Genomic DNA, 20343 nt, shown 5'->3' with positions numbered 1-20343 from the left:
GCGGCACGTGGCTCAGGCCGTGGCAGGCACGAGGCCCGACAGGAAGGAATCGAGCGCCGGACCGATGGCCTCGACCTCGTAGCCGCCTTCCTGCACCACCACCGTGGGCACGCCCAGCGCATTGATGCGCTCGCCGATGCCGCGATAGGCGTCCAGCCCCACGCGCAGCACGCTGATGGGATCGTGGATGTAGGTGTCGAAGCCCAGTGCCAGCACCAGTGCCTGCGGACGGTAGTCGCGCAGGGCATCGAGCGCGTTGTCGAGCGCGCCGAGAAAGCCGGCGTCCTCGGTGCCGTGCGGCAGCGGGAAGTTCAGGTTGTAGCCGTAGCCCGCGCCGTAGCCACGCTCGTTAGCGTAGCCGGTATAGAAGGGGTAGTACGCGCTCGGATCGGCGTGCAGGGAGATCGTCATCACGTCGGAGCGCTGGTAGAAGATCTGCTGCGTGCCATCGCCGTGGTGTGCGTCCACGTCGAGCACCGCCACCTTGTCGAAGCGCTTGAGCAAGGTCTCGGCGGCGATGGCTGCGTTGTTGACGTAGCAAAAGCCCACCGCGCGGTCGCTGTGCGCATGGTGGCCGGACGGGCGCGACAGCGAGTAGGCGATGCCTTGCCGGTCCTGCTGCTCGCACACGTACTCGGCGGCGGCCACGGCGCTGTGCGCGGAACGCAGGATGGAGCGCCAGCTCTGCGGCCCGAGCGGCGCGCTCAGGTCGCCGAGGTAATAGCCGGCCTGGGCAATGATGGAATCCGTCGGGCACGGCACGCGGCGCGGCTGGTCCACACGGCCGTTGTAGTAGGGCGAAAGATTGGGCAGCACTTCGATGCCCGGCTCGAACCCGGGCCGCGCCAGCGCCATCCAGCGCTCGTACGCATAACCAAGAAAATCGAGATACGCCGGGCTGTGCACGGCCTCCAGCGGCGCGCGGCCAAAATCGGCCGGCTCAGCCAGCGTGATGCCGCGCCCGGCCAGCGCGCGTTGCAGCGCGTGGGCCCGGGCGGGCACGTCGGTGGGTTCGCACAGGCGGCCCGCACGCATGAACTGGCGGGGCTGGTGCAGCAGTTGGTCATCCGAGAAGAAGGCGCGCATGATTGTTTTTTTGGTGAGACTCACGGTTTCCCGGCTGCGGGAGGCGGCGCAACTGGCTTGATCTCGATTTCCACAAACACGCATTCGCCTTCGTGCGCGTTGATCACGTTGTGCTCGACGCCCGCGCCACGGTAGTAGGCGTGGCCCGCCACGAGCTGGCTGACGACTTCGCCGGCCGGCGTCTCCAGCCGCAGCGCGCCGGTGGTCATCGGCACCACCACGTAGTCGTAGCCGTGGCGGTGATGCCCGGTCTGCGCGCCCGGCGCAAAGCGCCACTCGGTAACGACCACGCGATCATTGTCCACCTGCACGGTGGGTACGGCCTGGGGTCTGCTCATGGTGGGTTCTCCTGAAAACGCGTTGTGTTGTGCCGAGGGCTTAGCGGTCCACGCCGCCCATGCAGAGGTACTTGACCTCCAGGTATTCCTCGATGCCGTACGAGGAGCCTTCGCGGCCCAGGCCGGATTGCTTGACGCCACCGAAAGGCGCCACCTCGTTGGAGATCAGGCCGGTGTTGATGCCCACCATGCCGTACTCCAGCGCCTCGGCCACGCGCCAGATACGGCCAATGTCCCGGCTGAAGAAGTAGGAGGCCAGGCCGAACTCGGTATCGTTGGCCATGTTGACCACTTCCTCGTCGCTGGTGAAGCGGAACAGCGGCGCGAGCGGGCCGAAGGTTTCCTGCTTCGCCACCACCATGTCCGGCGTGACGCCGGCCAGCACGGTGGGCTCGAAGAAGGTGCCGCCCAGGCTGTGGCGCTTGCCGCCCGTGAGCACGCGCGCGCCTTTGCCCAGGGCATCGGCAATGTGCTGCTCCACCTTGGCGACCGCGTCTTCATTGATCAGCGGGCCTTGCAGTACGCCAGGCTCCAGGCCGTGGCCGACCTTGAGCTTGTTCACCGCGGCAACCAGCTTTTCGGCGAAGGCGTCGTACACCTTGTCATGCACGTAGAGGCGGTTGGCGCAGACGCAGGTCTGGCCTGCGTTGCGGTACTTGGACGCCATGGCGCCTTCCACGGCAGCGTCCAGGTCCGCGTCGTCGAACACGATGAAGGGTGCGTTGCCGCCGAGTTCCAGCGACAGCTTCTTGATGGTGGGCGCCGACTGGCGCATCAGGATGCGGCCGACTTCCGTGGAGCCGGTAAAGCTGAGCTTGCGCACCACCGGGCTGCCGGTCAGCTCGCCGCCGATCTCGATCGAGCTGGCGGCGTCGCCCGTCACCACGCTCAGCAGGCCGGCGGGCAGGCCAGCGCGTTCTGCCAGCAGCGCCAGCGCGAGCGCCGACAGCGGTGTGTCTTCCGCCGGCTTGAGCACCATGGCGCAACCCGCCGCCAGCGCCGGGCCGGCCTTGCGGGTGATCATGGCCAGCGGGAAATTCCACGGCGTGATGGCCGCGCACACGCCAACCGGTTCCTTGACCACCAGCAGGCGCTTGTCGGACGCGGGCGTGGCCAGCACGTCGCCGTGGACGCGCTTGGCTTGCTCGGCGAACCATTCCAGGAAGGAGGCGGCGTAGACGGCTTCCCCGCGCGCCTCGGCCAGTGGCTTGCCTTGCTCGGTGGTCATCAGCACGGCCAGGTCGTCGGCATTGGCCAGCATCAGGTCGTACCAGGCACGCAGCACCTGGGCACGCTCGCGGGCCGTCTTGCGGCGCCATGCGGCCTGCGCCACGCGGGCCGCCTCGATGGCGCGGGTGGCTTCCGCCGCGCCCATCAGCGGGACGGTGCCGATCAGCGAACCGTCGGCGGGGTTGGTCACGGGGAAGGTGGCGCCGCTGTCGGCGTTCTGCCATTGGCCGCCGATAAAGGCTTGCGAGCGCAGCAGGGTGGGGTCTTTGAGTTGCATGATCGTTCTGACTCTCTTTGTCTGTTCGTGGATGGCTTGGTGGATGGCTTCTTGGATGAATTCGTGGCTCAGCGCGTCAGCACATCGGCCAGGATATCCAGCCCTTCGTTCATCACCGCGTCGGAAATCGTCAGCGGGAACAGGAAGCGGATCACATTGCCGTACACGCCGCAGGACAGCAGCAGCAAGCCTTGCTCCAGCGCGCGGTTCTGCACCTCGCGCGTGAACTCCGCATCCGGCGCGCCGTCGGCGCGGCGGAATTCCACCGCCACCATCGCGCCCAGGCCACGGATCTCGGCGATCTGCGGCACGCGCGCCTTCAGGGTTTCCAGCCGCTCTACCAGGCGCTGGCCAAGTGCCGCGCCACGCGGGATCAACTGCTCGCCTTCCAGCACGTCCAGCACCGCCAGCGCCGAGGCCACGGCCAGCGGATTACCGGCATAGGTGCCGCCCAGGCCGCCGGGCGCGGGGGCGTCCATCACCTCCGCGCGGCCACACACCGCCGACAGCGGCATGCCGCCGGCCAGGCTCTTGGCCATGGTGGTGAGATCAGGCGCCACGTCGTAGTGCTCCATGGCAAAGAGCTTGCCGGTACGGCCGAAGCCGGTCTGCACTTCATCGGCGACCAGCAGGATGCCGTGCTCGTCGCAGATCGCGCGCAGCGCCTTGACGAAGGCCGGCGGCGCCACGTTGAAGCCACCCTCGCCCTGCACCGGCTCGAAGATGATGGCGGCCACGCGCTTGGGATCCACGTCGGCCTTGAACAAGTGCTCCATCGCCTTGAGCGCGTCCTCCACCGACACGCCATGCAGCGCGCACGGGTACGGCGCGTGGAAGACCTCGCCGGGGAACGGGCCAAAGCCCACCTTGTACGGCACCACCTTGCCGGTCAGCGCCATGCCCATCATGGTGCGGCCGTGGAAGCCGCCGGAGAAGGCGATCACGCCCGGGCGGCCGGTCGCGGCGCGGGCGATCTTGATGGCGTTCTCCACCGCCTCGGCGCCGGTGGTGAAGAACGCCGTCTTCTTGGCGCTGCGGCCTGGCGCGCGCTGGTTGATCCGCTCGGCCAGCTCGATATAGCTGGCATACGGCACGATCTGGTAGGCGGTGTGCGTGAAGCGCTCAAGCTGGCGTTGTATGGCTTCGACCAGGCGCGGGTGGCGGTGGCCGGTGTTGAGCACGGCGATGCCGGCGGCGAAGTCGATATAGCGCTTGCCTTCCACATCCCAGATCTCCGAATTCTCGGCACGCTCGGCGTAGAAGTTGCACATCACGCCAACGCCACGGGGCGTAGCGGCATCCTTGCGGCGAACCAGTTCGGCATTCTTCATCTGTTGCTCCATCTTTGATATCGGTTGTGCTGTCGGGGTTGTGCTGTTGAGTTCAGGCCGCGGCGCGGATCAGGGCCGGGTCCCACTCCTTGCCGGGAATCGCGGCAATCAGCCGCTGCGTGTAGGCATGCTGCGGCGCGTCGAAGATCTGGTCTGGCGGGCCGGACTCCACCACGCGGCCTTTGTGCATCACGATCACGTGGTGGCAGATCTGCGCGGCCACGCGCAGGTCGTGGGTGATAAAGATCAGGCCGATGTTCAGGCGCTTCTGCAGGTCGGCCAGCAGTTGCAATACCTGCGCCTGCACCGAGACATCCAGCGCGGAGACGGACTCGTCCGCCACCAGCAACTTGGGATCCAGCGCTAGCGCGCGCGCAATGCCGATGCGCTGGCGCTGCCCCCCGGAGAACTGGTTGGGATAGCGGTCGAACGCGGAAGGCTCCAGGCCCACCAGCTGCAGCAGCTCGCGAGCGCGCGCCTGCGCCTGCGCCAGCGGCACGCCATTGGCGACAGGCCCATCGGTGATGATGCGGCCCACCGTATGGCGCGGGTTCAGCGAGGCGAACGGATCCTGGAAGATCATCTGCACATCGCTGCGCAGCGGGCGGAACTGGCGCTCCGTCAGCCGGGCGATGTCCTGGCCGTCGAACAGCAGCTCGCCGCCGTCGATGTCGGTCAGCTTCAGCAGGCATTTGCCGATGGTGGACTTGCCCGAGCCGGATTCGCCAACGATGCCGAGCGTCTGCCCGCGCCGCACGCTGAAGCTCACCCCGTCCACGGCGTTGACCACGCGCTTCTTGCTGAACAGGCCGCCGCCGGAGGAATACGTCTTGCGCAGGTCGCGCACTTCCAGCACGGTCTCGGCCGCCTGCTGGTCGCGCGCCTTGGCGCGCCCGTGCGGCACCGCGCCAATCAGCCGCCGCGTATAGGGATGCTGCGGATGGTTGAGCACCTGCTGCACCGGGCCTACCTCCACCAGCACGCCCCGCTCCATCACCGCCACGCGGTCGGCGATTTCCGCCACCACGCCAAAATCGTGCGTGACGAACATCACGCCCATGCCCTTGTCGGCCTGGATGCGTTTGATCAGCGCCAGGATCTGGGCCTGCGTGGTCACGTCCAGGGCAGTGGTCGGCTCGTCGGCGATCAGCAGCGCCGGCTCCAGCGCGAGCGCCATGGCGATCACCACGCGCTGGCGCTGCCCGCCCGACAGGCGGAACGGATAGCTGTGGATCAGCGTGGCCGGATCGGGCAGGCCGACGAACTCCAGCAGTTCCAGCACGCGCTTTGTCCTCGCCTCGCCGGGGTAGGCGTCGTGCACGCGCATGACCTCGGCAATCTGGTCGCCCACCGTCATCACGGGGTTAAGCGCCGACAGCGGCTCCTGGAACACCATGGCCATGGCCTTGCCGCGCATGGACAGCAAGGTCTGCTCATCCTGCGTGAGCAAGTCCTTGCCCTGGAACAGGATCTGGCCGCCCTGCGGCTTCAGGTACGGCGGCAGCAGGCCCATGATGGCGTTGGCGCTCATCGACTTGCCCGAGCCGGATTCTCCGACGATGCAGAGAATCTCGCCGGCGTGCAGGTCATAGCTGACGTCCTTCACCGCGTGCGCACGGTCACCGCCCGTAGGCAGCGCAATGGTGAGGTCGCGCACGGATAGCAGCGGTAGCTTGTCTTGTGCTTGCATGGTGGCGTCTTCCTTGTCGTTACTCGCCACGGCGGCGCAGTTGCGGGTTCATGGCGTCGTTCAGGCCTTCGCCGATCAGATTGATGGACAGCACCGTCAGCAGGATGGCCACGCCGGGCCACACGCTCATCCACCAGGCCTCGCGGATCATGGTGCGGGCCGCGCCGATCATGAAGCCCCAGCTCATCATGTTGCGGTCGCCCAGGCCCAGGAAGGACAACGCGGACTCCGTCAGGATTGCCGTGGCCACCATGAAGGAGGCCGACACGATGATGGGCGACATGGCGTTGGGCAGGATCTGCGTGAGGATGATACGCAGCGGCTTCTGCCCGATCACCACCGCAGCCTGCACGAACTCGCGCTGCTTGAGCGTAAGGAACTCGCCGCGCACCAGGCGCGCCACCGGCGGCCAGGACACCACCGAGATGGCGGCGACGATGGAGTAGATGGTGGGATTGAAGATCGCCACGATCACCACCGCCATCGCCAGCTGCGGGATGGTCTGGAAGAACTCGGTAAAGCGCATCAGCGCGTCGTCGATGCGTCCGCCGCAATAGCCGGCCACCGACCCGATCAGGATGCCGAACACCAGCGCCACGCCGGTGGAGATCACGCCCACCAGCAGCGAGACGCGCGCGCCGTACAGCATGCCAGCGGTGATGTCGCGCCCGAGCATGTCGGTGCCAAAGGGAAACGCCGCGTCGGCAAACGGACGCACCAGCGGATCGCCCACCATCAGCCAGGGCGACTCCTCGTACAGCACCGGCGCCAGCAGCGCCACGGCGACCACCAGCATCAGCACGATCAGGCCGATCACGGCGCCGTAGTTGCGGCAATAACGTTGTGCGAAGGCTTTCATGCCGTGGCTCCCTTGCCGCCCACCGAGATGCGGGGGTCGATGAAGCGGTAGACGATATCGGTCACCAGGTTGAAGAACACAACCAGCGCCGAGGTGACGAAGAAGATGCCAAGCAGCAGCTGGTAGTCACGTTGCAGCAGGGCGTCGAACATCAGCCGGCCAATGCCCGGCCAGGAGAACACGGTTTCGGTCAGCACCGCGCCGCCTGCCATCTGGCCGAGCTGGATGCCGGCAAAGGTGATGACCGGCAGCAGCGCGTTGCGCAGCACGTGCACGCGGATCACGCGGCCAGCGGGCACGCCCTTGGCGCGCGCGGTCTTGACGAAGTCCATGCCCATGACTTCCAGCATCGAGGCGCGGGTCAGGCGCACGTACACCGCCATGAAGAAGCAGCCGAGCGAGATGGTAGGCAGGATCATGTGCAGCGCCACATCCTGGATGCGCGCCAGGCCGGTATAGCCTGCGCCGATGGTTTCCATGCCAAACGCCGGCAGCCAGCCCAGCACCACCGAGAACAGGATGATGGCCATCAGCGAGAGCCAGAACAGCGGCGTGGCGTACAACAGCAGCGCCGCGGACATCACCGCGCTGTCGATCCAGCGCCGCTTGTTCTCATAGCGCGTGCGCGCCGAGATCACGCCGAGAAACACGCCAAGCACGAGGGAAAAGACAAAGGCACCGCTCATCAGCACGATGGTGGCGGGCAGCCGGTCCAGGATCAGGTCGAGCACCGGCAGGTGATTGCGATACGAGTAGCCAAGATCGAGCTTGGCCACGCCTTTGAGATAGATGCCAAGCTGCGTGAGCACCGGCTGGTCCAGCCCGAACTGCTGACGCAACTGGCCAACGAAGGCGGCATCGCCCGCGCCGGCCTCGCCCGCCAGCACGGTGGCGGGGTCGCCAGGCGCCATGCGGATCAGGAAGAAATTGATGACGACCACGCCGAGGACGACCACGAGGGCCTTCCACAGTCGGGATAGCAGGAAAGAGAGGAAATTCACGACATGCTCCACGCGCGCGCCGGGCGGATGGCCCGGCGCGTGAACTGACTGGCGACTTGTTACCTGGGTAGCGGCGTACTCTGGCGTACTCTGGCGTACTCTGGCGTACTCAGTTCTTCTCGATGGAAACGTTGTCGAACGACTCGTTCAGGCCGATGGCAGTGGTCACGAGGTTCTTGACGTTCTTGCGGTACAGCGTGGGGAACTCCAGCTCGAACAGGTTGCCCGCGGCCACTTCCGTCATCAGGATCTTCTGCACCTGGCTGTAGAGCTTCTGACGCTCGGCCGGGTCCATGGTGACGCTGGCCTTGGCCCAGAGTTCATCGGCCTGCGGATTGCTGTATCCCTGCACATTGGCGAACGGCGTGCCCTTGACGATGTTCTTGGTCACGTAGAGCCGCTCCACGCCCAGCGCCGGATCCCCGTACTGGTAGGTGTAGGTGGCGGTCAGGTCGAAGTCCCAGTTGCTGACGCGGGCGGACCAGGTACCGGCATCGGCGGACTCGATGCTGACCTTGAAGCCAAGCTGTTCCAGCATCTGCTTCATGTACTCGTCAAGCCGGTCCCAGTTGGCGCCATAGGATGACGACAGGATCTTGACCGGGTACTGGCCCACGTTGACGCCGGATTCCTTGATCAGCTCGCGCGCCTTCTTCAGGTTGAAGTCATAGACGGGTGTGGTCTTGTCGAAGAACAGCGTGGCGGAGGCGAACGGGCTGACCGCCGGCTTGCCCATGCCGAAGAAGATGTTGTCCACGATCATCTTGCGGTTGAGCGCGTGCATCACCGCCTCGCGTACCTTGACGTTGTTGAACGGCGGCTTGCGCATGTTCATCAACAGGTTCGACATCGGCGAGAACAGCTCCCAGCCCTTGGTGGTGTATTCCACATTGGGCAACGCGCGCAGGCGCTTCACGTCCACGTTGTCCACGTCGCCGCCGCGCAGCACCTGCACGTCGCCCTTCTCGAAGGCCACCGCGCGCGAGGCCGAGTCCGGGATCACGTAGAACACCAGTTCATCCAGGTAGGGCTTGCCCTTCTTCCAGTAGTTGGGGTTCTTGGCCAGCTTGATATAGGCGCCCTTCTTCCATTCCTTGAACATGAAGGGGCCGGTGCCGACAGGCTTCTGGTTGGCCGGGTTGTTGCGGTAGTCCGTGCCGTCGTAGATGTGCTTGGGCATCATCGGCATGGTGCCGGTCTCGAACATCGAGATAAACGGCGGGAACGCTTCCTTGAGTTTGATCTCGACCGTGCCGTCGTTCACGGCGCGGATCGATTCCATGTACTTGTTCAGCACGGCGCGCGTACGAACATGCACTTCGCGCAGCATCTTGTCGATCGAGAACACCACGTCGGCGGAAGTGAAGGGCTTGCCGTCATGCCACTTCACGCCACTCTGCAGCTCGAACGTGTAGGTCAGGCCATCAGGCGAGATCTTCCACGACTTGGCCAGCTCCGGGCGCGGCTTGAGGTCGGGGCCGTAGGTGAGCAGGCCCTGGTAGATCTTGCCGGCGACATATTGCGTGGGCGCCTGCGAGTTCATCGCGCTGATCAGGATCGGCGGCTCGGGTTGCACGATGCCGGACAAGGTGCCGCCAACGGTCTGCGCAACCGCGTTGCCCGCGGGCAACAGTGCCGGTGCCAGGGCCAGGCCGGCGGTTGCCAGCGCCATCGACACCAGGCTTTTACCAAAGCTCTTTTTCAGGTGTTGGGTGAGGTGTTTCATCGGTCAGTTTCCTGTGGTGGTGATCGTGATCTGCGAATACGCGAAGACGATTTTCTGCGTGGACTTCAAGCGCTGACCGGCTCTACGCCGCACCAGTCGTGCATGAACTGTGCAAGCGTGGTGGCAACGCGCACCATGCTCTGGATGGAAACCGACTCGTCGATGCCATGGATGTTGCGGGCCTGCGGGCCGTAGCAGGTCACCGGCGTTTCCAGCATCAGGCGGAAATGCCGCGCGTCGGTGGTAGCGGTGGTGGCTTCGCGCCGCACCTCTTCGCCATTGACCTTGCGGTGGGCTTCGCCAAGCGCCTGCATGCTGGGCACATCGAGATCGAACTCGCAGCCCGGGGCGTGGAAGCCTTCGTAGCGCAGATCGAGCGTGAGGTTGCTGGCCAGGCGCTCCAGCGTGCCGCGCACGCAGGCTTCGACGCGCGCCTTGGCATCGGTCACGCTCATGGTCGGGTAGAAGCCGATGCGAATGCCGAGCGTGCAGGTGCAGGGCACCGACGAGTTCCATTCGCCGCCCTGGATCTGGCCGAGGTTGAAGTTGATCGGGTGCGCGTGGTCGCGGTACACGGCGGGGCGGTTTTCCGGCAGGTTCCATTCGGCCTCGAGCTTGCGCAGGTCGGCCATCACCTCGATGCCGGCCTCCACCGGGTTCACGCCGGTGGTCATGTAGGCGGCATGCGCCGGGCGGCCGGTGAGTTCGACGAACATCCAGAACACGCCCATCTGCGCGCTCATCAGGCTCTCGCCCAGCGGTTCGGGAATCACCACGGTGTCGAACGAGGCCAGCTTGCCGGCGCCCACCGCGCTGGCGAGCGCGGCCACGGTCGCCAGCGCGCCGTTGCCGGTGTTCTCTTCTTCGAGCACGGCATTGAAGCCGACCGCGCCGGCGGGCTGCACGCCGAGATCTTTCAGCGCCTTATAGGCGGCGAGCGTGCAGATGATGCCGGCCTTCATGTCGCCCGCGCCGCGGCCGAACAGCCAGCCGTCCTCGACAAACGGCGCATACGGCGACTGGCGCCACATCGACTCCGGGCCGGTGGGGACCACGTCCAGGTGGCCGTTGAACAGCACGGAGCGGCCGCCCTTCGTCGCCGGGCGATGCGTAGCCAGCAGGTTATAGCGTCCGCCGTCCGGACAGCATGGCGGCGAGAACAGCGGCAGATCCTTCAACGTCTCGCTGCGCAGGTAGATGCGCTCCGGCTCCAGGCCCAGCTCGCGCAGCGCGCCCTCCATGAACGCCACGGCCGGCTGTTCCTGCCCGGAGGGGCTGGGTGCCGCCACGAATTCCGACAACGTACGCACCATGTACGGCTCGAGCGCGCGCACGGCGGCGGCGATGGCATCGGTGGAAAGCGCGGGGGTGGCGGGGATAGAGGGCGTAGAGGACGTAGAGGACGTAGAGGACGTAGAGGGCATAGCGGTGGGACGTTGCATAAGTGGCTCCACTGGCTGTCCGGTGCGCGCGCTTGGAACGTGCCCGGAGAGGATCGAATCGGCCTGATTGGCAAAACGTCGTTGAGAAAAACGACGATCGAAACAAGATGTGTCGAAACTTAGCCGATCATTGGTACCATACATAGATCCATATTTTTCTTTTCGCGCGGGGCCACTTTGAAAGAGACGATTTTGTCGGAGCTGCTGCTGCAGCGTCTGGAGCGGCCCGCGGACGGTGCGGCGGACAAAAACGGCGCGCATATGAACCGCCAGCTCTACGAGATCATTCGGCAGGAAATCCTTGCTGGGTCTTTGGTTGCGGGTAGCAAGCTGCCTGCGTCGCGCCTGCTTGCGAAGGAGATAGGGGTTTCCCGCAATACCGTGCTTTACGCATTTGAGCAGCTGCTGGCAGAGGGCTATGTCACCGCGGCCAGCGGAAGTGGCACCTTCGTGTCGCAGAGTTTTCCCGACCATAGTGCATTGCACAACGTTAGGGCGCAAAGTGGCACCATGCCGGTGCTCGCGGCGCAGCAAAATCCGAATCGCTTCACGCTTTCGCGGCGGGGGCAACATCTGGTGTCGCATTCCGGTGCGTCGGATCGCCAATGGGGTGCGTTCGTCTCCGGCGTACCCGACGTTTCGTTGTTTCCGCACGCGGTCTGGGCACGGTTGCTGAACAAGCACTGGCGCGCCCCCAAGCCCGAGCTACTGACGTATGCGCACAACGGTGGCTACCTGCCGCTGCGCCGCGTGCTGGCCGAGCACCTGCGGCTGGTGCGCTCGGTGCGCTGCGAGCCGGAGCAGATCATCCTGACCACCGGCATCCACCAGGCCATCGACCTCATCGCGCGGCTGCTGGGCGATGTCGGCGACAAGGCCTGGATGGAAGACCCCGGCTACTGGGGCACGCGCAGCCTGCTCAACAGCGCCGGCATCGAAACCATCCCCGTGCCGGTGGATAGCGAAGGCCTTGCCCCGGATGCGGCCACGCTGCAGAACCCGCCGCGTTTTATCTTTGCCACGCCGTCACACCAATACCCGCTGGGCATGGTGATGAGCTTGTCGCGCCGGCGCATGCTGCTGGAATACGCGCGCCAGCGCGGCGCGTGGATCGTGGAGGACGACTACGACAGCGAATTCCGCTTCGAGGGCCGCCCGCTTGCCTCGCTGCAGGGGCTGGATGACCATGACCGCGTGATCTACATGGGCACGTTTTCCAAGACGCTGTTCCCCGGCCTGCGCATGGGCTTCATGGTGCTGCCCAAGCCGCTGGCGCCGCATTTCGCAACCGGGCTGTCGGAGCTGTTCCGCGAGGGGCAGCTGGTGCAGCAGGCGGTGCTGGCCGACTTTATCGAGGAGGGGCATTACGCCACGCATATCCGCCGCATGCGCCAGCGCTACGCGCAACGCCAGGGGCTGCTGCGCGAGGCCATCGCCACGCGCCTGGGCGCGGACTGGCCCACCTCCACGCATGAAGCCGGGCTGCATATGGTGATCCACCTGCCGCCGGGCGCCGACGACCTCGGCATCAGCATGGCGGCGCGTACCCAGGGCTTGTCGACGCGGCCGCTGTCGCGCTATTTCGCGGACCCCGCGCGGGCGACCAACCAGGGCTTGCTGCTGGGGTATGCCTGCGTGCCGGACGACGAGATCGCGCCGGCCTTCCACAAGCTGGCGGAAGTGATCGAACCCGCGCTGGAGCATCTGGCACGCACGCAGGCGCCGCGCCGCGCGCCGGTGGCGGGGATCAACCGGGAAGCCTGGAGCGGTGCTTGAGTGTGATGACGCGAGTGCGGGCACAATAGCCGCCATCCCTACCTGGAGCTGCTGACATGACCGTCGACAAAGACTACGCGCTGTTCGATGCCGGCACCGTGACGCTGCAATCCGGCCAGGCCTTCCCCGGCATGCAGCTGGCCTACAAGACCTTCGGCACGCTCAACGCCCGCAAGGACAACGTGATCGTCTACCCGACCTCGTTCAGCGCGCAGCACTACGACACCGAATGGCTGGTCGCACCTAGCGGGGTGCTGGATCCGGAACGCTACTTCGTCATCATCCCGAACCTGTTTGGCAACGGCCTGTCGGCGTCGCCGTCGAATGCCGCGGCACGGTTCGCCCCGGGCGCCTACCCCTGCGTGACCTACCACGACGCCGTGGCGGTGCAGCGCAGGCTGCTGCAGGAGGTGTTCGGCATCGAGAAGATCGCTCTGGTGTACGGCTGGTCGATGGGCGGCATGCAGGCCTACCACTGGGGCGCCTGCCATGCGGACATGGTCGAGCGGATCGCCGTGGTCTGCGGCAGCGCGCGATGCTCCCCGTTCAACCAGGTCTTCCTCGAAGGCGTCAGGGCCGCGCTCACTGCCGATGCGGCATTCAAGGACGGCCGCTTCACCGAGGCGCCGCGAGCGGGGTACCGCGCCATGGGCCGCGTGTACGCCGGCTGGGCGCTGTCGCATGCGTTCTACCGCGACGAATTGTGGCGGCAATCGGGCTTTGCCTCGCTGGAGGATTTCCTGGCGAGGACCTGGGACGTCAACTTTTCGCGCCGTGACGCCAACGATCTGCTGGCGCAACTGTGGACGTGGCAAAACGGCGATATCAGCCGCTGCGATGCCTTCGGCGGCGACCTGGACCGCGCGCTGGCGGCGATCCGGGCGCACGTGCTGCTGATGCCCGGCCAGACCGATGCTTACTTCCAGGCCCAGGACAACGCCGCGGAAATCGGCAAGCTCACCGGAGCCCGCACTGCCACGCTGCGGCCGATTCCCTCGGACTACGGGCACCGAGCCGGGAACCCGCACAGCATCCCGGCCGATCGCGCCTTCCTGGCCCAGGCGATCTCGGCGTTCATGGCGCAATGAGCCCCATTGCGGCGATGGTGCCATCGTCACCGGCCCGATTGGCCCTTAACGCTGTGCCCATCCTCCCATAGCATTAACACCCTTCTCCTTCACACACACCGCACATGGCAAGCCCCGCTCCCCAATCCGCTCCGTCCTCCGCCCTGCTCAGGGAACTCGCCACGCTGCTGGACGCGCCCGGGCTGCAAACCGGCGACGCCATCGAGACCCGCTTTCGCAAGGACTGGTACGCGCCGCTCGGCGCGGTGCCGCCGCTGGCGGTGGTGCGCCCGCGCAATACGGAAGACGTGGCCGCCGTGCTGGCGCTATGCCAGCGGCTGCGCCAGCCCGTGGTGCCGCAAGGCGGGCTGACCGGCCTGGCCGGCGCCGCCACGCCCGAAGGCGGCGAGCTGGTGCTTTCGCTGGAGCGCATGCGCGGCGTGGAAGAGATCGATGCGCAGGCCGGCACCATGACCGTGATGGCGGGCACCACGCTGCAGGCGGCGCAGGAAGCGGCGTGCGCGGCCGGCTGGCTGCTGGCGGTGGACCTGGGCGCGCGCGGCAGCTGCCAGATTGGCGGCAATATCGCCACCAACGCGGGCGGCAACCGCGTGATCCGCTACGGCATGATGCGCGACCAGGTGCTGGGGCTGGAAGCCGTGCTGGCCGATGGCACGGTGGTGTCGTCGCTCAACAAGATGCAAAAGAACAATGCCGGCTACGACGTGCGCCAGCTGTTTATCGGCAGCGAAGGCACCCTGGGCGTGATCACCCGCGCCGTGCTGCGTCTGGCACCGCTGCCCAGCGCCACGCAAACGGCGCTGTGCGCGCTCGAAACCTACGATGACGTGGTGCGCCTGCTGCGCCATGCGCAGCGCAAGCTCTCGGGGCGGCTGTCAGCCTTTGAAGTCATGTGGGCGGATTTCTACGGGCTGGTGACCACGCGCGTGCCCGGCGTGCGCGCGCCGCTGCCCGCCGGCCATCCCTTCTACGTGCTGCTCGACCTGCAAGGCAACGACGCCGCGCAGGATGCGCCGGTCTTTGAAGGCATGCTGGAATCCGCGATGGAAGCCGGCCTGATCCAGGACGCGGCGGTCGCCTCCAGCCACAAGGAAGCGCAGAGCTTCTGGCAACTGCGCGATGCGGTGGCCGAATTCCCGGTGATGTGGTCGCCCAATGCCGCCTATGACATCAGCCTGCCGATCGGCCGCATCGGTGAATTCGCCGAGACGCTGCGCGCCCGCTTGCTGGCGGTGTGGCCGCATGCCGAGCCGGTCAATTTCGGCCACGTGGGCGACAGCAACCTGCACGTCAGCGTGTACCTGCCCGGCGCCACCGACCACGACTTCCCCGAGCATGAGATTTCCGATGTGATGTACGGTGTGGTGCAGGAGTTCAAGGGCAGCGTCTCCGCCGAGCACGGCATCGGCTTTCACAAGAAGCCCTACCTGCACTGCTCGCGCACGCCGGAGGAGCTGGGATTGATGCGCTTGCTCAAGCGCTCGCTGGACCCGCACAACATCCTCAGCCCAGGGCGGGTGTTTGATCTTGCGTGAGCGCAGCAAGAAGCCCGCCTGAAAGGCGGGAAAATGTCATCAAGCCGCTTCCAGGTCGCGTGGCGCGATCTGGGCCGCGATCTCCTTGCCGTGTTCGCGCTGAGCCACTTTCAGGTCATAAGACTGCTGCAGGTTGAGCCAGGACTCGGCGTCGCCGCCAAAGTAGCGAGCCAGCCGCATGGCGGTGTCCGGCGTAATGCCCCGGCGCTCGCGCACGATGTCGTTGATGCGAGCCGCGGTGACATGCAGCGCCACGGCGAGCGCATTGGCGCTCATGCCAAGCGGGACGAGAAACTCCTCGCGGAGGATTTCGCCGGGATGGACCGGTCGCATACCGTTATGGAAGCGGGCCATGGTGATCTCCTTTCAGTGATAGTCCACGATCTCGACGGCCTCCGGGCCATCGGGTGTCCAAACGAAGCACACTCGCCACCGATCGTTGATGCGAATGCTGTGCTGCCCTTTGCGGTCGCCTCCCAGCACTTCGAGCCGGTTGCCAGGCGGGGACCGCAGGAAGTCGAGCGAGGCAGCAACCGCAAGCATCTCCAGCTTGCGTTCAGCCGTTGCCCTGATGTTGGCGAATCGTGGAACGCGCCGGCCTGAGAACAACGCTACAGTGTCCTCGCATTTGAACGACTGGATCATGGCGGAATTGTATATCGTTTACCGATAAACGAGTAGGACATCCGCGATGGCCAGTCAGTTCCCCAACGGTCCTTGCCGCGCCGATGGCTCCGGCAACACCCCATGCTCGCTGTCGTCCTTCAAATCCACCCCGCTGTGCCCGAGCGCCAGCGCCCCGCGCAACAGGAAGGCCAGCTTGGCCGCAGCCTGCGCATAGGGCAGCCCTTCGGGGCGCACGTTGGAGATGCAGTTGCGCTCGGCGTCGGTGCGGCCGGGGCGCGGGTCGTGCGTCAGGTAGACGCCGAGGCTGTCGGGCGAGCTCAGCCCGGGGCGCTCGCCGATCAGCATCACCACCTGGCGCGCGCCGAGGAGCAGCGCGGCTTCATCACCGAGCGCCACGCGGGCTTGCTCGGCCACCACCACGGGGCCGATGCGCCAGCCCGGCAGGCGCTCGCGCACGGCCAGCAGCAATGGCACGCCGTGGCGCTGCGCCGCCAGCGCGGACAGGCCGTCGGCCATCACGAAGACGACGTCGGGCGGCTCGGCAGGGCGCGCCCGCGCCAGCAGCGCGCGGCTGGCGTCGTCAAGCTGGCGGCCAAGGTCCGGGCGGCGCAGGTAGTGCTGCCGATCCGGTGCGGCGCTGTGCGCGGCCACGGTGTCGAAGCCGGCATTGCGCAATGCCTGTTCAATGGCTGCACGCGCCAGCGGCGCATGCACCGCGTCGCGCGCCTGCGCATGCGCCAGGCCGAACGCGAGCACGGTCTGCGTCGTCTGGCTGTTGCCGCAGCGGCCCAGTGCAATCCGTGCCACGGTGAACTGCCGCAGGCGCTGCCAGGGGTTGTCGTGGATCAGCTTCTGGCTCATGACGCGGGCCTCGTGCGGGCGGGAAAACGTTGGCTGGCCATGACGCGTTACAGGCCGTGCGCGAGTTGCAGCAGCGGCTGGCGCTCGGCCAGCTCCAGCAAGCGGCCATCCGCGCCGAGGATGCCCATGCGCTGCAGCCAGTCCTCGAACTCGGGCGCGGGGCGCAAGCCCAGCGTGTCGCGCAGGTAGAGCGCGTCGTGGAACGAGGTGCTCTGATAGTTCAGCATGATGTCGTCGGCGCCGGGCACGCCCATGATGAAGTTGATGCCGGCCACGCCGAACAGCGTCAGCAGCGTGTCCATATCGTCCTGGTCGGCCTCGGCGTGGTTGGTGTAGCAGACATCGCAGCCCATCGGCACGCCGAGCAGCTTGCCGCAAAAATGGTCTTCCAGCCCGGCGCGGATGATCTGCTTGCCATCGTACAGGTACTCGGGGCCGATAAAGCCCACCACGGTATTGACCAGCAGCGGCGAGAACGCGCGCGCCACCGCATAGGCGCGCGCCTCCATGGTCTGCTGGTCCACGCCGTGGTGCGCGTTGGCCGACAGCGCGCTGCCCTGCCCGGTCTCGAAATACATCACGTTGTTGCCCACCGTGCCGCGCGCCAGGCCTTGCGCGGCGTCATGCGCCTCGCGCAGCAGCGCCAGGCTGATGCCGAAGCCGGCGTTGGCGCGCTCGCTGCCGGCCACCGACTGGAACACCAGGTCCACCGGCGCGCCCTGCTCGATGGCGCGCAGCGTGTTGGTGACGTGGGTCAGCACGCAGGACTGGGTGGGCACATCGAAGCGGCAGCGCAGGTCGTCGACCAGCCGCAGCAGCGTGACGATGGCGCCGAGGCTGTCGGTGGCGGGGTTGATGCCGATGGTGGCATCGCCGCAGCCGTAGAGCAGGCCATCGATCATCGAGGCGGCAATGCCGCGGGCATCGTCGGTGGGATGGTTGGGTTGCAGCCGTACCGAGAGCCGGCCGGGCAGGCCGATGGTGTTGCGAAAGCGCGTGACGACGCGGCACTTGCGGGCCACCGCGATCAGGTCCTGGTTGCGCATCAGCTTGCTCACCGCCGCCGCCATCTCCGGCGTGATGCCCGGCGCCACGCGCGCCAGCGTCGCGGAGTCGGTCTCGTGCAGCAGCAGCCAGTTGCGCAAGTCGCCCACGGTGAAGGACGCGATCTCGTGAAAGGCCTGGGCGTCATGGCTGTCAATGATCAGGCGCGTGACCTCGTCGTCCTCGTAGGGCACCAGCGCCTCGGCCAGGAAGTGCGCCAGCGGCACCTCGGCCAGCGCCATGCGCGCGGCCATGCGCTCCTCCTCGCTGGCAGCCGCCAGCCCGGCCAGGTAGTCGCCCGAGCGCGCCGGGCTGGCCTTGGCCAGCAGGGTCTTGAGATCGGCGAAGAGATGCCGCCGCGAGGCTACGGTGTGGGCAAAGGTCATGGGATCTGTCTCGGTCAGCTGGCGGGCCCGCGAACAGCCCGATCATAGCAACCACGGGCGCACATTGTCGCCGCCCGGGCGCTTGCCTTCGCCGTCCGCCCATCGGACAATCGAGCGCCGTACAATGCACAGACGCCCGGCCGTCCACCAGACGGCGCGGCCCCTCAATGCAGGAGACTTGATGAATCAACCCGATCCGCCACGCATACCCCGCTTGCCGGATGCAAAGTGGTTCAATGTCACGACTGCCGCCTATATCCTGACCGCCCTGGCGCTCTGGATGGTGATGCAGGCCAACCTGGTGGCGGCGCTCATGGCGGGCCTGCTGCTGTACTCGCTGGTGGACGTGCTGGCGCCCAAGCTGGTGGGCCTGCACCAGCGCCACGACGCCCTGGCGGTGGCGATTCTCTCCGCTGTCACCTTGCTGGGGCTCACGCTTGGGGGCTGGGCGCTGGTGCGCTTTGTCAGCGGCGACGGCAATACGCTCGACACCCTGCTGATCCGCACCGCCGACATCATCGACAAGTCCCGCGCCCAGTTGCCGGTCTGGGTCAGCGACGCGCTGCCGCGCGGCGTGGATGAACTGGCCAACGCCCTCATTGCCTGGCTGCGCGAGCACGCGCAGATGGCGCAGAAGTTCGGCACCGAGGTGCTGCGCAGCCTCGCGCATATCCTGATCGGCCTGGTGATCGGCGCGATGGTCGCGCTGTACCGCGCCATCTCCAAGCCCAACCGCCGGCCGCTGGCCTCGGCGCTGGTGGAACGTGCCCGCAACCTGCAGCTGGCGTTCTCGCAGTTCATCTTCGCCCAGGTGCAGATCTCGCTGATCAACACCGCGCTCACCGCGGTCTACCTGCTGGTGGTGCTGCCGCTGTTTGGCGTGCACCTGCCGCTGGCCAAGACGCTGGTCGCCTTCACGTTCCTGGTCGGGCTGCTGCCGGTACTGGGCAACCTGGTGTCGAACACGGGCATCGTGGTGGCCTCGCTGTCGATCTCGCTGCCCATGGCGATCGCCTCGCTGTTCTACCTGGTGCTGATCCACAAGTTCGAGTACTTCCTCAACGCACGCATCATCGGCGCGCGTATCAATGCCGCCGCCTGGGAACTGCTCACGGTCATGCTGCTGATGGAGTCGCTGTATGGCGTCGCCGGTGTGATTGCCGGGCCGATCTACTACGCCTATCTCAAGCGCGAGCTGTCGAACAAGGGCCTGATCTGACGCCTGGCGTCACCGGTAGGACCAATTTCCGCCAATACAGCGCCCGCCGATCCGGTGCCCGGCTTCAGGGGCTTGCCCCGTCTCCTTGCTGCTCAACCCGGCTGCGCACAAAGTCGATGTGTGTCTGCATGGCGGTGCGCGCCTCCTCCGGGCGGCGCGCGCAGATCGCCTCGCACAGCGTGCGGTGCTGCAGCAGCAAGAGCGCGGAGGCATCCTCGTCCTGCACCCGCAGGCCCGTGCCGTTGATGGTGATGTGTTCGCGCAGCATGCCGATCACGCTGGTATGCAGGTGCAGGAACATGGTGTTGTGCGAGGCCTGGGCAATGGCCTCATGCAGCTTGGCGTCCGCCCCGGCCTCGGCGGCCTTGTCGTCTTGCTGGCGGGCGGCTTCCAGCGCGCGGAGCAGGCCGCGGATGCGCTTGAGATCCGCGGCATCCGCGCGCATTGCGGCAAAGTAAGCGGTAGCGCCCTCCAGCACCCGGCGAAACTCCAGGATATCGTCACGCAGCACCGGGTGGTCCGCCACCAGCTGGCGCCATGGCGAGGCAAAGCCGGTGCGCAGCTGCTCGGTGACGAACACCCCTGCGCCCTGCCGGCTTTGCAGCAAGCCTCGCGCCGCCAGCCGCTGGGTAGCCTCGCGGATGGTGTTGCGCGCCACGCCATATTGCTCGGCCAGGAGCCGCTCCGCGGGCAGGCGGGCACCAGCCGGCCAGGTGCCGTCCAGCATCGCCGTTTCCAGTTTCCGCATCACCTCTTCCACGCGCCCGCGCGCCTGCCTGCCCGCCGCCATCCTCTCGCTCCGAAATCCGTTCGCCACGCCCAACTGG

18 protein-coding genes are annotated in these 20343 nt (G+C 66.6%); 4 read left to right on the top strand and 14 right to left on the bottom strand.

Annotation, left to right across the window (positions count from 1 at the left end):
• Positions 1-12 precede the first annotated feature (12 nt).
• From AC1Q7Q_RS08100 to AC1Q7Q_RS08060, 9 genes are all read right to left on the bottom strand, one after another.
• Entirely contained in the window at positions 13-1086 is a 1074-nt protein-coding gene (locus AC1Q7Q_RS08100) for a histone deacetylase family protein (RefSeq protein ID WP_492375360.1), read from the bottom strand.
• 20 nt (positions 1087-1106) lie between these two features.
• Complete coding sequence (locus AC1Q7Q_RS08095; RefSeq protein ID WP_253928501.1) at positions 1107-1424, bottom strand: cupin domain-containing protein; 318 nt, start codon at positions 1422-1424, stop codon at positions 1107-1109.
• A 40-nt stretch (positions 1425-1464) separates the two neighbouring features.
• Positions 1465-2931, bottom strand: a complete 1467-nt coding sequence (locus AC1Q7Q_RS08090) for an NAD-dependent succinate-semialdehyde dehydrogenase (protein WP_492375349.1) — start codon at positions 2929-2931, stop codon at positions 1465-1467.
• Between the two features lie 68 nt (positions 2932-2999).
• Positions 3000-4262, bottom strand: coding sequence for a 4-aminobutyrate--2-oxoglutarate transaminase (locus AC1Q7Q_RS08085; protein WP_492375348.1), 1263 nt, complete (start codon positions 4260-4262; stop codon positions 3000-3002).
• A 52-nt stretch (positions 4263-4314) separates the two neighbouring features.
• Complete coding sequence (locus tag AC1Q7Q_RS08080; RefSeq protein WP_492375347.1) at positions 4315-5952, bottom strand: ABC transporter ATP-binding protein; 1638 nt, start codon at positions 5950-5952, stop codon at positions 4315-4317.
• Positions 5953-5971: 19 nt separating this feature from the next.
• A complete protein-coding gene (locus tag AC1Q7Q_RS08075; RefSeq protein ID WP_492375346.1) occupies positions 5972-6811 on the bottom strand; it encodes an ABC transporter permease in 840 nt (279 codons plus the stop codon).
• On the bottom strand, positions 6808-7812 hold the full coding sequence (locus AC1Q7Q_RS08070) for an ABC transporter permease (RefSeq protein ID WP_492375345.1): 1005 nt from the start codon (positions 7810-7812) through the stop codon (positions 6808-6810). Before AC1Q7Q_RS08070 ends, AC1Q7Q_RS08075 begins: the two co-directional genes overlap by 4 nt.
• A 109-nt stretch (positions 7813-7921) precedes the next feature.
• Positions 7922-9484 carry an ABC transporter substrate-binding protein gene (locus AC1Q7Q_RS08065; RefSeq protein WP_492375359.1) on the bottom strand — a complete coding sequence of 521 codons (1563 nt, stop codon included), beginning with the start codon at positions 9482-9484 and terminating at the stop codon, positions 7922-7924.
• A gap of 119 nt (positions 9485-9603) precedes the next feature.
• Positions 9604-10980 carry an ArgE/DapE family deacylase gene (locus AC1Q7Q_RS08060; protein ID WP_492375344.1) on the bottom strand — a complete coding sequence of 459 codons (1377 nt, stop codon included), beginning with the start codon at positions 10978-10980 and terminating at the stop codon, positions 9604-9606.
• A gap of 177 nt (positions 10981-11157) precedes the next feature.
• On the opposite strand from AC1Q7Q_RS08060, the gene pdxR reads away from it, so the two are divergent.
• From pdxR to AC1Q7Q_RS08045, 3 genes are all read left to right on the top strand, one after another.
• Positions 11158-12756, top strand: a complete 1599-nt coding sequence (gene pdxR, locus AC1Q7Q_RS08055; protein ID WP_492375343.1) for a MocR-like pyridoxine biosynthesis transcription factor PdxR — start codon at positions 11158-11160, stop codon at positions 12754-12756.
• 56 nt (positions 12757-12812) lie between these two features.
• The gene (locus AC1Q7Q_RS08050; RefSeq protein WP_492375342.1) at positions 12813-13844 is read left to right on the top strand and encodes an alpha/beta fold hydrolase; all 1032 of its coding nucleotides are present in this window, start codon (positions 12813-12815) and stop codon (positions 13842-13844) included.
• 104 nt (positions 13845-13948) lie between these two features.
• A complete protein-coding gene (locus tag AC1Q7Q_RS08045) occupies positions 13949-15379 on the top strand; it encodes an FAD-binding oxidoreductase (protein WP_492375341.1) in 1431 nt (476 codons plus the stop codon).
• Between the two features lie 39 nt (positions 15380-15418).
• Here AC1Q7Q_RS08045 and AC1Q7Q_RS08040 read toward each other — a convergent pair whose 3' ends face one another.
• From AC1Q7Q_RS08040 to AC1Q7Q_RS08025, 4 genes are read right to left on the bottom strand one after another with little or no spacing between them, the layout of a single operon-like run.
• On the bottom strand, positions 15419-15733 hold the full coding sequence (locus AC1Q7Q_RS08040; protein ID WP_150986486.1) for a HigA family addiction module antitoxin: 315 nt from the start codon (positions 15731-15733) through the stop codon (positions 15419-15421).
• A gap of 12 nt (positions 15734-15745) precedes the next feature.
• Positions 15746-16024, bottom strand: coding sequence for a type II toxin-antitoxin system RelE/ParE family toxin (locus AC1Q7Q_RS08035; RefSeq protein WP_492375340.1), 279 nt, complete (start codon positions 16022-16024; stop codon positions 15746-15748).
• Positions 16025-16078: 54 nt separating this feature from the next.
• Positions 16079-16867: an ethanolamine ammonia-lyase subunit EutC gene (gene eutC / locus AC1Q7Q_RS08030; protein WP_492375339.1), complete on the bottom strand. Its 789-nt coding sequence runs from the start codon at positions 16865-16867 to the stop codon at positions 16079-16081.
• A gap of 47 nt (positions 16868-16914) precedes the next feature.
• Positions 16915-18297: an ethanolamine ammonia-lyase subunit EutB gene (locus AC1Q7Q_RS08025; protein ID WP_492375338.1), complete on the bottom strand. Its 1383-nt coding sequence runs from the start codon at positions 18295-18297 to the stop codon at positions 16915-16917.
• Between the two features lie 181 nt (positions 18298-18478).
• Here AC1Q7Q_RS08025 and AC1Q7Q_RS08020 point away from each other — a divergent pair, with 181 nt between their 5' ends.
• Positions 18479-19516 (top strand): AI-2E family transporter, encoded by a 1038-nt coding sequence (locus tag AC1Q7Q_RS08020; RefSeq protein ID WP_492375337.1) that lies wholly within the window; start codon positions 18479-18481, stop codon positions 19514-19516.
• 64 nt (positions 19517-19580) lie between these two features.
• On the opposite strand, the gene AC1Q7Q_RS08015 is transcribed toward AC1Q7Q_RS08020, so the two are convergent.
• Positions 19581-20306, bottom strand: coding sequence for a FadR/GntR family transcriptional regulator (locus AC1Q7Q_RS08015; protein ID WP_492375336.1), 726 nt, complete (start codon positions 20304-20306; stop codon positions 19581-19583).
• Positions 20307-20343: the final 37 nt, after the last annotated feature.

The sequence above is a fragment of the Cupriavidus sp. GW823-FHT07A04 genome (genome assembly GCF_058794615.1).
Note: the sequence above shows the minus strand (reverse complement) of the source record. Positions and strands in the feature narration are given on the sequence as shown.

Bases quoted from the DNA above. Each gene is read 5' to 3' on its own strand.
- AC1Q7Q_RS08100 (WP_492375360.1), bottom strand. From the start codon at position 1,086: ATGCGCGCCTTCTTCTCGGATGACCAACTGCTGCACCAGCCCCGCCAG.
- AC1Q7Q_RS08095 (WP_253928501.1), bottom strand. From the start codon at position 1,424: ATGAGCAGACCCCAGGCCGTACCCACCGTGCAGGTGGACAATGATCGC.
- AC1Q7Q_RS08090 (WP_492375349.1), bottom strand. From the start codon at position 2,931: ATGCAACTCAAAGACCCCACCCTGCTGCGCTCGCAAGCCTTTATCGGC.
- AC1Q7Q_RS08085 (WP_492375348.1), bottom strand. From the start codon at position 4,262: ATGAAGAATGCCGAACTGGTTCGCCGCAAGGATGCCGCTACGCCCCGT.
- AC1Q7Q_RS08080 (WP_492375347.1), bottom strand. From the start codon at position 5,952: ATGCAAGCACAAGACAAGCTACCGCTGCTATCCGTGCGCGACCTCACC.
- AC1Q7Q_RS08075 (WP_492375346.1), bottom strand. From the start codon at position 6,811: ATGAAAGCCTTCGCACAACGTTATTGCCGCAACTACGGCGCCGTGATC.
- AC1Q7Q_RS08065 (WP_492375359.1), bottom strand. From the start codon at position 9,484: ATGGCGCTGGCAACCGCCGGCCTGGCCCTGGCACCGGCACTGTTGCCC.
- AC1Q7Q_RS08060 (WP_492375344.1), bottom strand. From the start codon at position 10,980: ATGCAACGTCCCACCGCTATGCCCTCTACGTCCTCTACGTCCTCTACG.
- AC1Q7Q_RS08050 (WP_492375342.1), top strand. From the start codon at position 12,813: ATGACCGTCGACAAAGACTACGCGCTGTTCGATGCCGGCACCGTGACG.
- AC1Q7Q_RS08045 (WP_492375341.1), top strand. From the start codon at position 13,949: ATGGCAAGCCCCGCTCCCCAATCCGCTCCGTCCTCCGCCCTGCTCAGG.
- AC1Q7Q_RS08040 (WP_150986486.1), bottom strand. From the start codon at position 15,733: ATGGCCCGCTTCCATAACGGTATGCGACCGGTCCATCCCGGCGAAATC.
- AC1Q7Q_RS08035 (WP_492375340.1), bottom strand. From the start codon at position 16,024: ATGATCCAGTCGTTCAAATGCGAGGACACTGTAGCGTTGTTCTCAGGC.
- eutC (WP_492375339.1), bottom strand. From the start codon at position 16,867: ATGAGCCAGAAGCTGATCCACGACAACCCCTGGCAGCGCCTGCGGCAG.
- AC1Q7Q_RS08025 (WP_492375338.1), bottom strand. From the start codon at position 18,297: ATGACCTTTGCCCACACCGTAGCCTCGCGGCGGCATCTCTTCGCCGAT.
- AC1Q7Q_RS08020 (WP_492375337.1), top strand. From the start codon at position 18,479: ATGAATCAACCCGATCCGCCACGCATACCCCGCTTGCCGGATGCAAAG.
- AC1Q7Q_RS08015 (WP_492375336.1), bottom strand. From the start codon at position 20,306: ATGGCGGCGGGCAGGCAGGCGCGCGGGCGCGTGGAAGAGGTGATGCGG.